The following is an 11,959-nucleotide window of genomic DNA, read 5'->3' as shown; positions in this document are numbered from 1 at the left end:
TCGCTTCTCCGATACGCGCCAATCAGCGAGACGTCTGGATGGCCGCCTGATTGCTGAGAAAGATGGCGCCGTCGCCAACGACCGTTTCCTCGGCCTGGAGCCCGGACAGAATTTGCACAAACTCACCCTGCCGGACGCCAATCGTGACCGGCCGGCGTGTGAAATGGCGCAGGTTCTTGGTCACCCAGCAAATCATCGACCCATCCCCTTCCCGAACCACGGCGCTCTGCGAAACCGAGAGAGAGGAAATCGGATCACCCGTGCGGATGACGAAATTCGCAAACATCCCGGCGCGCAGCAGGTGTTCGGGATCAGCAATTTCGCTGCGCACGAAAAGACGGCGCGTTGTCGGATCCACGGAGGGGCCGAGGACGGTTATCGTCCCTGCGAATGTGCGTCCCGGATAGGCGGAGACGCTCGCAAGGACCTCCTGACCCAGCTGAAGCGCGGCGGCGTCGCTTTCCACGACATTCGCGACCATCCACATGGTCGTTGTATCCGCCACGACAAAAGGCGCCGGCGCGACGCCGGGCTGCGCCAATTGTCCAGGGACCGCCGCGCGCGCTGTCACATAGCCCTTCAACGGGCTTTTGACGACGAGCCGTGGGTCCGCGAGGCGATCCTGGACGATTCGGTCGATCTCCTCGGCGCTCTTTCCGTACATGCGGACGGCGTCCCGGGCGGCCTTCAGCGCCCCTTCCGCAGATTGTTGCTCCGCAGTCGTCTGGTCGGCCTGCTGCTGCGAAATGCCCCCGATTTTCAGCAAGGTTTTCGTGCGGGTCAGAGTCTTGCTCTGCAAGACGAGCGAGCCCGCCGCGGCGATCAGCGTCGATTCCGCAGCCAGAAGATCGGGACTGTCGATCGTGAAGAGCACCTGGTCCTTCTCGACCGGGTCTCCGACGTTGAGAGCGGCGCTGATGATTCGTCCCTGATAGGGCGTAAACACCGAAACAAGCCGGTTCTGGTTGAAGTCGATGCTTCCAACGGCCTGTTTCTCCTGATGAAAGTCGCGGAAAAGAACTTTCTCGGATTTCAGCGCGGCGGCCTGCGGCTCGGTAAGGTCCAACTCGATCGGACCAGCCGGCGGCTCGGCGTCTCTCCGGCGATGCTCCGCCGGCGGGGGAGACAGCAGGAGAAAGACGGTTGTTATCGCCGCGGCGACAGCGGCCAGTCCGCCGATGGCGCGCCGCTTGTTCGCGGATAAGCTACGAAGATCCATTGGAGTCGAAACGATCTTGACGCGTCGGGGGCATAGCTCCCTTATTACCTTGTGGATCAACAAAGTCCAGCCGCTCCCCCAGGCGCCGCCCACTTGAAACAGAAGCGAAACACGGCTTCTCTGGAAAACAGGATTCAACGCGGGAAGCGACACAATGCTGACATAAATCACGGCGAGCCACTCGGCTTCAGTCAGTTTCCCGACCTTCTCTCTCCGAGCCGGATCTTTCAGGTGGCCATAAAGCGGTTGTCAGCTTCGGTAAAAGATTTGCCCGACTCAACGGGTGATCGCCGATCGAGCATGCGCGCGATCGGGTTTGAGGCGCTCGTCCTCATCGGCGTCGCCGCGCTGGGGGGCTGTGCGGTCGGGCCGGATTTCGTGTCGCCGCCGCCGCCTGAGGTCGAGCGCTTCACCTCCGACACGGTCGCCCATGTTGGCGGGAAGGAGAGCGGGCTCTCTTTCGTCGCCGGCGGCGAGGTCCCGCAACGTTGGTGGGAAATTTTCCGCAACAGGAAACTCAGTCGGCTCGTCGAGGCGGCGGTGGAGCACAACCCCTCAATTCAGGCGGCGGAGGCAGCGATCAAAGTCTCCTATTATGCGGCCGAGGCGCAAAAAGGCGGCTTCCTCCCTTCGCTGCTGCTGAATTCCAATGACAGCGTCACCCTGCCGTCGAATCTCAGGCCGCTGAGCGCCATCAACCAGACCATGTTCAATCAGGCTTATCCGTCCGCGTTCAACATTTTGAACAATGCGCCGGTGCCCAATTTTACACAAAACCCGCCGATGTGGTCCTATTCGCTGTTCCTCAAGCAACTGACGGTTGCTTACACGCTCGACGTCTGGGGGCAGAATCGAAGGGCGGTCGAGTCGCTCGAGGCGCAAACCGATGTGATGCGCTACCAATCCGAAGCGGCTTATCTTGCCCTGACGGCCAATGTCGCGGTGGCGGCGATTCAGGAAGCGGCGTTACGCGGTCAACTTGCGGCCGTCGAGCGGGTGATCAGGATCGAGCGTGACCTCCTCGATCTCTTTCGCAAGCAGAAAGGCGTCGGCTGGGCGTCCGAAGCCGACGTGCTCACCCAGGAGGCGGCGCTCGCCCAGGCCCTGGAATTGCTGCCGCCGCTGAAGAAACAAATCTCTCAGCAACGAAACCTCATCACGGCGTTGGTTGGAAGATATTCAACCGACGAGGTTCCCGAAACCTTCGACCTCGATGAAATCAAACTGCCGCGCGATGTGCCAGTCAGTCTTCCTGCTCGCTTTGTGAGGCAAAGACCGGACATTCGCGCCGCCGAAGCGCAGCTTCACATGGCCAGCGCCCAGGTTGGCGTCGCCGTCGCGGCCCGCCTTCCAAACATCACGCTCAGCGCCAATGGCGGCTTCAGCGCTTATAAGCTCGCCCAGCTCATCATGCCGGGCACGCAATTCTACACTTTCGCCGCCGACGCCACGCAGCCCCTTTTCATGGGTTTTTCCCTGCTCAACCAGCAGAAGGGCGCCGAAGCGGCGTTTCAACAGGCCGACGCGCAATATCGGCAGACGGTCATTTCCGCTTTCGAAAATGTGGCTGATCTGTTGCGGGCGATTCAGGCGGACAACGAAGCCGTCAAAGCCGCCTCCTATGCGGAGACCGTCGCTGGAAAGAACCTGAATATCGTCAGAGGGCAACTCAAGATCGGGAGCGTGAGCGTCCTTGCCGTGTTGAATGCTCAGCAAACGTATCTCCTCGCCGTCGTGGCGCACGCCCAGGCGCGGGGGAGTCTGCTTGCGGACGTGGCGGGCCTGTTCATGGCTCTCGGCGGGGGGTGGCAGGATCAAAACCTCAAGAATTTGCCTCCTGACGGCCCCAGCGGCCCCACCAAACAGCAGCTCGAGCAGATAAAGCCTCCCGTGAATCCGAATCTGCTTCCCGAACAAGTGTCTGACGTGCTTCCAATATCGACGCACCCCCAGTGAGTCGCGCCCGCGAGGCGGCTGGGCGGGCGGATGGAGAGGCGCATGAAGATGGTGACCGCCTATATCAAGCCGTTCAAGCTGAATGACGTCCATAATGCGCTGCACGCGGTTGGCGTTTCCGGCATTACGGTCTGCGAGGCAAAAGGGCACGGGCATGCGAAAGGACATTCAGAGGTTCTGTGGGATACCGAATATGTGGCGCATTTCATCTCGAAGCTGAGGATCGAGGCGATTGTCCCGGACGCGCTTTTGAGCCACGCTGTCAAGGCGATCATGACCGCCGCGAGGACCGGCCATACGGGAGACGGGAAAGTTTTCATCACAACCCTGGAGGATGTCTACAGGATCAGCGATGGCAGTGCTGGCGCCGATGCGCTCTGAGCAGGGACTTCGGCGCCGTGGCTCCCTTGCCGCATGCGGTCGCCAAGAGCCATGCGCAGCCGCTGCAAAGAGACCGTGACGGCCGCATCATCAGGGGAGGGAATAAGGTGGACGTTCCAAAAACACATCCCGGCCGGAGTCCGGCTTTTCCGCCGTCTCTGCTGACGCATCTATAGCACGCGGTCGGATGACGACCTTTTCAGAGATAGAGGGTTTCTCGCTCCTGGGCGGCCCGTTGCACCGGCTGGGCGTGCGGCTTGGCCTCGTGCGCGGCGCCAATACGGTCGCACTGGGGTTGGCGCTGGGTTGGGTTTCCTGGGTCGTCCTCATGCTTCTCGCCTCGGCGGAAGGCGGCGCAACAAGAATTCTTTCGCTGCCGGTGATTGCGGCACATGCGCGCCTGCTCTTGGCCGTGCCGCTGCTCTTCGTCGCCGAAACGGCGCTTGACGCCAAGTTTCGGGAATTTGTCGCGCTGCTGTCGCATTCGGGGGTCGCGAGACAGCGCGCCTCTCAGGAATTGGCGCGCGCCGCCGGGCGTCTCCAGCGCTGGCAAGACTCCTGGCTGCCGGACGCAGCGAGCCTTCTTGTCGCGGCTGCGCTGTCGCTGCTCTGGGCGCGGATGCGTCTTTCCGGCCAGGGCGCGCATGTATCGAGCCAGGAGCTCGCCACTCTGCCACTCGCGGCGGCGTGGTACTGGTTCGTCTGTCTCCCGCTCTTTCGATTCCTGATCATCCGCTGGGCCTGGCGTCTCGTCTTCTGGTGGGTCTTGCTCGCGCGGCTCGCGAAGATGGACCTCACGCTCGCCCCGGCGCATCCTGACGGCGTCGGGGGACTCGGCTATCTCGAGACCGTGCACACTCGTTTCGCGCCGCTCGCTTTGGCGATCTCAATCGTCATCTCGTCAACGTTCGCCGAGGATATTGCATCCGGTCAAAGCAGTCTGACGGCGATCTATCCGGCGCTCGTGGCGACGCTGCTGATCGACGTCTTGCTGTTTATCGCGCCTGTCTGCGTCTTCGCCTTCAAGCTCAGAGCGTGCCAGGAAAAAGGGCTGCGCGACTATACGGAGCTTTCGTCCCGCTATGTGGACGCCTTCGAGCGGAAATGGATCAGGAAGGAGGGTCCACAGGAGCCGCTGCTCGGGACGGCGGATCTGCAATCGCTCGCGGACCTTGCGAATAGCGTGACGGTGGTCCGCAAGATGCGCCTCGCGCCTGTCAGCGCCCGGCTGATCGCCATCATCGGCGTCGCGGCTGTCGCGCCGATGTCGCTACTCCTTCTCTTTGATTATCCCCTCACGAAGCTTATCGAGCGGTTTCTCAAGAAGTTAGCAGGAATATGAGCATTCGCATGCCCCCCTGGATCTCTCGACCATTCGCTGCGGCTATTGGCAGATTCTGTAGCCCGCGCCAGAACCATGTTGTTGCAGGTCGAGGTGCAGATGGTTTTCATGAAGAGCATCCGGAGACCCCGGCCCCAGCACGGTCGTAAACCAGCCGCAGGCAGATCTTCTCACAACGTCAAGGGCGTCTTCGGCGGCCGGATCCTGTGTCAACCCAATTCTCAGGCGCTGTCTGTCGCTCAATTCAAATGCCGAGATATCAAGGGCCAATCCGAGCCCATGCGCGCTCAATTTGGCGCCAGGGTCCCGGTTGCGTGTGCGGCACTCATAGCCCACGCCGGTGGCGACGGCCTTCAAAGAAGAGCCAAGCCGGGCTCTGAACAATGGCGAGACAGCTTCCCGAAGCCAATCCGCGAGGCGTTCCGCCAGCGGGCAATCAATCAAGGGGCTTTGGGGGAAGGTGATCGAGCTTTGGGCGTCGCGGTTCGCCGCCAAGCCGAGCAGGCGGACGGGCGACGGGATTGTGCAGGCGCCGTCCTCTTGTGGCGCGAGAGAGACATAGCGCACGCCGAGATCCGTCAATCTCTGAAGGCACGCCTCCCGGGCCTCATCCACGGACTGGCTTTCCGCGCGCTCCTCCGCTGGCCGGGCGAGAGGCGCCACTGGCGAGCGCAACTCAGGCGGCCGGTGTGGAGGAAGGGGCGGCAAAGCGCCATGAGCGGCGCCGGCGCACATTGAGCAGGCGACGAGCGCTCTGGTTGAGCCCCACATCATCGATGCCGTCCTCTCTCGTCGTGCACGCGCCCGTACATAATTTGAACGAGACAGGGATGCTGCAAGGCGGGGCACGGCCAGGACAGCTGCCGGCGCACTGGCGTCCGCACCAGCGGAAGCAGCGCCCTTCAGCATCCGTTCAGGTGTGCCGGCGCTAAATCGCGGCGTTGATTGGAGTCACCGGGAGGGGAACAATGACCACGCTGCGCAAACCCATCTTGGCCACCGCGATTGCGGCTCTGCTTGCTGGCGCGATGACGACCACGCCGGCTTCAGCCTGGTATTACCGCAACAACACTAACGGCGCGGCGATTGCCGGCGCCATGATCGGCGGTATGGCGCTCGGCGCCGTCGTTGGCACGTTGGCAAGCCAACCCAGCTACAATTACGGCTACGGCGGCGGCTATGGCGCGGGCTACGGATACGGGCCGGGCTACGCGAACGGGTATGGCTATGGCTACGCGCCCTATCGAACCGGGCCCTACGGCTATGGAGCCGGCTACGGATACGGGAACGGCTATCGCTACGGTTACAGGCGTCATCATTGGGATGACGACGACTGAGAAGCGATCAACCGGGATAGGCGCCCCGGCCTATCCCTCCCCCACACGGTGAACGGCTCTTGTTGTGTTTGCGATGCGCGGATGACGATAACCCAACCATTTCCCTGCGTGGGGTTGGTTGCCGACGACTGTCCCCAAGGGGTGCTCCTGATCTCTTTCGGACCTTTGCGCGTGGCGAAATTAATGAAAGAAAGGGGCCAACGGCTGAAAGCTGCGGTTCGACCGCTCCGGAGGCGATGACATGCACAAGATCAAATTCCGCATGAGCGGCGATGACCTGCGACCGCGGCGCACCAAGCTGGAAATACCTGGCTGGGCCGGCAAAGCCGAGCGGCGCGCCGACGGCTCTCAGGAGCATGCATGGCATTGCGTGCCCTTTTCAGAGGCTGCGACATATGGCGTTGAGGTTTTCTATCCCTATGAAACCGAGTTTCGCGTCACAACGAAAGATGGCCGGCTGAACTTCGAAGGCGATTTGGGGCCGCCGCCGGCTCCCGGCCGTAACTGGCCGCCATTCAGAAATTTCGGCGACCTCTATTATACATATCAGATTCTGCTCGATCTGAAGCCTGAATCTGGTTGTGCGATAAAGGTCGAGACTCATCCGAGCTTCTACACCGACACAACCGGCACGGCGCCGATCGCCGTTCCGGCGCTGATCCGGGAGTGGTGGCCGATGCTCTATTTCATCGTGTTCAAATCGCCGGCCGAGGATCAGTCCCACATCTTCCGTCCCGGCGCGCCCATGGCGCAGTTTACGATGATTCCCGCGGAGTCGGATTTCGAACTCGTCCCGATGAGCGCCGACGAGGCGGCCGAGCGGGAATTGCAGTCCCGTCGCATTTACGCGAGCCGAGAGACGCTCGGGGCGGACTCGCAGTGGCTTTCCACGACCAACACCGTTTTCGATGGGACCTACCGCCGTATTCACGGCGCCGCGCGGAAACCGTCCAGGACGTGAGAACGCTCCCCCGTGGGGGAGAGCGCAGTCCCCTCAGCGCCAATAATAGTCGTGGTGGTGATGATGATGGTGGTGGTGGTGGTGGTGGTAATAGGGCTGCGGCCCCCACCCCCAGCCGCCGTAGTTGTTTTGATGATGGTGGTGGTGGTGGTGATAATAGCGCCGGCGCGGCTGGTAGTAATTTGGATAATAGGGATTCTGATAGTAATAAGGGTCGCCGTAATATTGCGCCCGTTCCATTCTTGGCTCGGGCTGGGCTTCCGAGGCGGCGACCGCTTCCTTCAGGAGACTCGAAGCGTTCGGGATAGGCTGGAGAAGCTCTGCATATGACTGCGGCGCCAGGACGTCCGCGAGCGATTTCGCTGGTGGCGCGGCCACAGCAGTGAGAGGGGTCAATGCTGAAATGGCGCCCACCAGGCCAGCCCTTCTTTTATCCATAGGCTTGATCCTCTCTGACAAGTCGTGATCGCCGGTATTTCGGTCCACATTGTGGCGGTGTGGCGGCCTTCAGCGAGGATCGCTCCTTCATCATGAACCATCTATGAATGGCTGCGCTAGACATCGGGTCGGTCCAAAGCAGATGGAGCGCAAACGACCTCCCTCAGCCGCGCATTTTCCGAAAAATCCTAATGGAGCCTTTACATCGACCCGTGCGCATTTTCCTCGACCACTCTCGCAGGGAAATCGCTCTCATGACCGACCTCGCCTTCTTTGGTTTCGGCTTCCTTTTCTTTCTCACCGCCGCCGCCTACGCGCGCGCCTGCGCTCGGCTCTAGAGGAGGCCCCGCGATGTTGGAGCCTGTGATCAGCTTGATCGTCGCCGTGCTGCTCGGCGGCTACCTCGTTTACGCGCTGCTGCGCCCCGAGAAATTCTAAGAGAGGGGCCGGAGTGTCCGGCCGATGATCATGACAATGATCGGATTGGCGCAGATCGCCATTGTTCATGTCGCCGTCATACTGGCGTTCGTTCCGCTCGGCGTCTATATCGCCCGCGTTCTCGCCGGCGAACGCACGTTGCTTTCGCCCGCGCTCAAGCCCATGGAAAGCGCCGGGGGCGTTCGTGTGGGGGAGTTCGTCGACGACGACGAGCCGAGGTTTGCGCGCCAGGGCCGCGTCGATGTCAAACTCCTCGATAACACGGCCTCGATAGGCGATCTTTCGCCTTTGGAGGATTTCGAGTCCTTCGGCCAGCGCCTCGGTTTCCTTGCGGCCATGCGTCTCGACAAGGCCGACGACGATGTCCTGACCTTCGGCCTTGGCCGCCCGGGCGCGCGCGAGCATCGCATAGGTCTTGCCCACGCCGGGCGCGGCGCCGAGGAAAACGCGCAGCGCAGTTTCTCTTCGACTTCTCGCGCAAATTATCGGCCGCGATGAGCGAGGACGATATTTTGTGGGCGATGACGACGCAGGTTCAGAAGGCGATGAACGCGTCCAGCGTCGTCCTCCTCACAACAAGAGAGGACGGGCTCGTCATCGCGGCGTCATGGCCGCCACTCGACCAGCTTGAGGCGGGCGAGGACGGCGCGGCAAGATGGGCGCTGGAAAAGGGCGAAGCATCCGGCTTGCGAACGGGGACCTTGCCAAGCGTGCGCTTCCAGTTTCGTCCCCTGACGACGCCGCGGGGCGTCGTCGCTGTTTGCGGCGTCGAGCCGAAGCGGCCAGACGAGCCCTTCACGGGGCAGGAGGAACGCATGCTGACCGCGCTTCTCGAACAGACCGCGATTGCGATGGACAGGTCCCGTCTTGTCGGCGACTCCATCAAGGCCGCGGCTCTCGAAGAGAATGAAAGACTGCGGACCACCCTGCTGGCGTCTCTTTCGCATGATCTTCGCACGCCGCTCGCCTCGATCACCGCCGCGATCACGAGCCTTCGCAGCCTCGGGGAAAAGCTGCCGCCCGACGACCGCCTCGATCTCATGGCGTCCATCGAAGAGGAGGCGACCCGGCTCGGCGGCTTTATCGCCAATCTGCTCGATATGTCGCGAATCGAAGCGGGAGGTCTCACGCCGCGTCGCGATGCCGTCGACGTCGCGGCCGTCATCCGCCTCGCCGTCGAGCGCATCCGTAAAACCTGCCCTGATCAGAAAACGGGGATCAGCGTCGCGCCCGACCTGCCGCCCATTCGCGGCGACGCCAGCCTACTTGGCCAGGTTCTTTTCAACCTGCTCGATAACGCGCATAAATATGGCGGGCCAGGGGGCGCGATCGTGCATGCGCGTCGGGAAGGGGCGGAGGTGGTGATCACCGTCACGGATGAAGGCCCCGGCGTGAAGCCCGCGGATCTCGAACGCATCTTCGAGAAATTCTATCGCGGCGGGCGCTCGGACGGGCGCAAGGCCGGCACGGGCCTCGGCCTCTCCATCAGTCGCGGGCTCGTGCAGGCGATGGGCGGCAGGATCGTCGCCCAGAGTCCCGCCGTCCCGCGCCGCGGAATGAGAATTGTCATGTGTTTTCCGACCATCGCCAACCCCTCGGGCGGCGCCCCATGAGCGGCGCCAGGGTTCTCGTCGTCGACGACGAGGCGCAAATCCTGCGCGTGCTGCGCCCGGCGCTGACGGCCTCGGGCTACCAGGTCATCAGCGCCGCCACCGCCGCGGAAGCCTTCACGGCTTTGTGCGACGGCTTACCGGACCTCGTCATCCTCGACCTGGGCCTTCCCGACATTGATGGAATGGAGGCGCTGCGGAGGCTGCGCGTGATGACCGATACGCCCGTCATCGTCCTGTCCGCGCGCGACCGCGAAGCAGAAAAGGTCATGGCCCTCGACCTCGGGGCCGACGACTATGTCGAAAAGCCTTTCGGCATGGGCGAATTGCTGGCCCGCAATGCGCACGGAGTTCGATCTCCTGGTCTTCCTCGCAAGGCGCGCCGGCCAGCCCGTCTCACACCGTGACATCCTGAAGGCGGTTTGGGGGCCAGCCCACGAGAATGATAGCCAATATCTGCGGGTCTTCGTTGGGCAGGTGCCAGGAAAAATCGAGGACGATCCAGCGCGTCCGCATCTTCTGACGACCGAGCCGGGCGTGGGATACCGATTCACCGGCCTTCCATGATCCGAGGTTAGGACGCGGCTGGCGCGCTCTCGATCAAGCCCTTCTGGACTTGTCCTTTCCCTCCGGGCGCCTTCCGAACGGGATGACCGAGCTTTGGGGGCGCTGGCGCGCCGCGATGCGGCGCCGGCCCGTTCCGGTCAGAACGTATCGGCCCCGATAATCGTCCCAGCGCATCAGATCCGCGAGGAGCGCCCTTTGGCGCAGCACCATGGTCATCGGATCCTGCACCTCGGCCGGCGCGATGTCGCCAAGGTCGTCGACCCTGACCAGGGCGTCGATGAGCATCTCTTCCTGTCGATCCATCATCCCCTCCCCCTACTGGCTGTATCGCCTCCACGGATATTGCTTGGTTCCGGATGCAAAGAACAGCCTCCCGGCGACAAAAGCGAGACGCCATCCGGGGACGATCAGCAAAAGAACCACTTGGCGCCCGTCCGGCCGCGCTCGCGTTCGAGGGTCTCGCGCGAATGGTCGCGCCTGCGTCTTCCGTCGCCCGCCGGTGTGTCAGCGTGCGGGTCTTTATATCAGAAGTCGCAGGAGAAAATGGTACCGCCACCCCGGCTCGAACGGGGGACCCCCAGATCCACAAGCGCGGGTTCGAAGCGTCGCTGTCGTGCAAGCCAGTCCAAAGCCATTCACGCGAGGATACGATTATACGCGAAAAAGGCCGGGAGGCAGTCATGAACGCGCGTGAGCCGGCGTGGATGAGCACGCACGGGCATGGAGCGATGAAGCTGTAACCACGAGGTAACCGCGGAAGGCAGGAGCGGAATAGAGCCGTTTGCTCTGACTTAGCCGTTCTATGTTCGTTCAAGTCGGGGTAAAGAGATATCAGGAAAATATACCATCAGCGTGACCGTTCCTTTTCGTCGAAACATTTCGAGCTCGAGCTTTAGTTTAAAGCTTAAGTAAACCGGGGCGAATTTATGAGGACGAAACGGCTGCGCTAATCGAAAGATAAATTGCTCCCAAAAAGTGCCGAGCTTAACAAACGCCGGTATCACATTCGTGTTGCATAAGCTCACGCTTGATGACGCAGCGAATCAGCTACGATTTGGGACACTGCAGGTAGAGGCTATCAATCTGACGATCCCCAATTAAGACGCCCCCCGATAAGCGTTTGGACACGCAAATCGGCGAATGTCGGAAGTTCTTGGCACACGTGCTCGTCGATGAACTTTGCTATTAGGACGGGATCGTCCGACAGGAGCAGTGCTTCTGTGAAACCATTCATCGCGCTGCTGGCATCACGCGCTAGCTTTTCCACTAGCGGGTACAAGGGCTTTGGATGCCCGAGCGACTGTTGTGGCGGATCGTAGGCCGCTGGATTCCAAAATGCTCTTCCAAGGAAGACCATCGGCGTCGCACGGAGCGGCGCTTTCTTGTAGTAATTGACAGTAGCGTTCTGAAATACTTCCTGTACCGTGCCCGCACTACCTGGCGCAAATACTATTCCACCGCTGGCGATTGTCACCAAACCGTCTTCTCGCACTGAGTTGAAAAAGTATTTCCCGATATCGGAGGCGAACAGATTTGGTGGCTCGTGCCCATATAGCCAGGTCGGTATTCCTAGGCTCAGGACCTATTAATTTTGACTGAGGCGTGATTCAAGGTCTCCGAAATGGAGACTTTGATGGGTGATTTGTTTTTGCTCAGTGAAGCGCAGATGGCACGGATTTCCCCTTATTTTCCCTTGTCGCACGGCGTCCC

At 61.5% G+C, this 11,959-nt stretch carries 12 protein-coding genes and 2 pseudogenes; 8 read left to right on the top strand and 6 right to left on the bottom strand.

Features of this window, described 5'->3' with window-relative positions; genetic code table 11:
• Positions 1–22: 22 nt before the first annotated feature.
• Positions 23–1,219 (bottom strand): efflux RND transporter periplasmic adaptor subunit, encoded by a 1,197-nt coding sequence (locus ACR652_RS08000; protein ID WP_434505985.1) that lies wholly within the window; start codon positions 1,217–1,219, stop codon positions 23–25.
• 300 nt (positions 1,220–1,519) lie between these two features.
• Between ACR652_RS08000 and ACR652_RS07995 the strand changes: the two genes are divergently transcribed.
• From ACR652_RS07995 to ACR652_RS07985, 3 genes are all read left to right on the top strand, one after another.
• Complete coding sequence (locus ACR652_RS07995) at positions 1,520–3,175, top strand: efflux transporter outer membrane subunit (protein ID WP_434505984.1); 1,656 nt, start codon at positions 1,520–1,522, stop codon at positions 3,173–3,175.
• Positions 3,176–3,217: 42 nt separating this feature from the next.
• Complete coding sequence (locus ACR652_RS07990; RefSeq protein WP_434505983.1) at positions 3,218–3,556, top strand: P-II family nitrogen regulator; 339 nt, start codon at positions 3,218–3,220, stop codon at positions 3,554–3,556.
• Between the two features lie 187 nt (positions 3,557–3,743).
• Positions 3,744–4,898, top strand: a complete 1,155-nt coding sequence (locus tag ACR652_RS07985) for a hypothetical protein (RefSeq protein WP_434505982.1) — start codon at positions 3,744–3,746, stop codon at positions 4,896–4,898.
• 42 nt (positions 4,899–4,940) lie between these two features.
• On the opposite strand, the gene ACR652_RS07980 is transcribed toward ACR652_RS07985, so the two are convergent.
• Positions 4,941–5,480, bottom strand: a complete 540-nt coding sequence (locus tag ACR652_RS07980) for an extensin-like domain-containing protein (protein ID WP_434505981.1) — start codon at positions 5,478–5,480, stop codon at positions 4,941–4,943.
• A 410-nt stretch (positions 5,481–5,890) separates the two neighbouring features.
• On the opposite strand from ACR652_RS07980, the gene ACR652_RS07975 reads away from it, so the two are divergent.
• Positions 5,891–6,235: a hypothetical protein gene (locus ACR652_RS07975; protein ID WP_434505980.1), complete on the top strand. Its 345-nt coding sequence runs from the start codon at positions 5,891–5,893 to the stop codon at positions 6,233–6,235.
• A gap of 241 nt (positions 6,236–6,476) precedes the next feature.
• Complete coding sequence (locus ACR652_RS07970; protein ID WP_434505979.1) at positions 6,477–7,196, top strand: hypothetical protein; 720 nt, start codon at positions 6,477–6,479, stop codon at positions 7,194–7,196.
• Between the two features lie 33 nt (positions 7,197–7,229).
• On the opposite strand, the gene ACR652_RS07965 is transcribed toward ACR652_RS07970, so the two are convergent.
• Positions 7,230–7,634: a hypothetical protein gene (locus ACR652_RS07965; protein WP_434505978.1), complete on the bottom strand. Its 405-nt coding sequence runs from the start codon at positions 7,632–7,634 to the stop codon at positions 7,230–7,232.
• 351 nt (positions 7,635–7,985) lie between these two features.
• Between ACR652_RS07965 and kdpF the strand changes: the two genes are divergently transcribed.
• Positions 7,986–8,072, top strand: coding sequence for a K(+)-transporting ATPase subunit F (gene kdpF / locus ACR652_RS07960; protein ID WP_434506052.1), 87 nt, complete (start codon positions 7,986–7,988; stop codon positions 8,070–8,072).
• Between the two features lie 162 nt (positions 8,073–8,234).
• Here the strand turns inward: kdpF and ACR652_RS07955 are convergent.
• A pseudogene (locus ACR652_RS07955) lies at positions 8,235–8,558 on the bottom strand (sensor histidine kinase KdpD); the annotation flags it as partial.
• An 8-nt stretch (positions 8,559–8,566) separates the two neighbouring features.
• Here ACR652_RS07955 and ACR652_RS07950 point away from each other — a divergent pair.
• Both ACR652_RS07950 and ACR652_RS07945 read left to right on the top strand, forming a co-directional pair.
• On the top strand, positions 8,567–9,685 hold the full coding sequence (locus ACR652_RS07950; RefSeq protein ID WP_434505977.1) for a sensor histidine kinase: 1,119 nt from the start codon (positions 8,567–8,569) through the stop codon (positions 9,683–9,685).
• Positions 9,682–10,249 (top strand): annotated as a pseudogene (locus ACR652_RS07945) (response regulator). The gene ACR652_RS07950 and the pseudogene ACR652_RS07945 overlap by 4 nt, the downstream one beginning before the upstream one ends.
• A gap of 33 nt (positions 10,250–10,282) precedes the next feature.
• Here ACR652_RS07945 and ACR652_RS07940 read toward each other — a convergent pair.
• Both ACR652_RS07940 and ACR652_RS07935 read right to left on the bottom strand, forming a co-directional pair.
• On the bottom strand, positions 10,283–10,555 hold the full coding sequence (locus tag ACR652_RS07940; protein ID WP_434505976.1) for a hypothetical protein: 273 nt from the start codon (positions 10,553–10,555) through the stop codon (positions 10,283–10,285).
• 772 nt (positions 10,556–11,327) lie between these two features.
• Positions 11,328–11,723, bottom strand: coding sequence for a hypothetical protein (locus ACR652_RS07935; RefSeq protein ID WP_434505975.1), 396 nt, complete (start codon positions 11,721–11,723; stop codon positions 11,328–11,330).
• Positions 11,724–11,959: the final 236 nt, after the last annotated feature.

The organism is Methylocystis sp. (genome assembly GCF_051061225.1).
GTDB lineage: Bacteria > Pseudomonadota > Alphaproteobacteria > Rhizobiales > Beijerinckiaceae > Methylocystis.
Note: the sequence above shows the minus strand (reverse complement) of the source record. Positions and strands in the feature narration are given on the sequence as shown.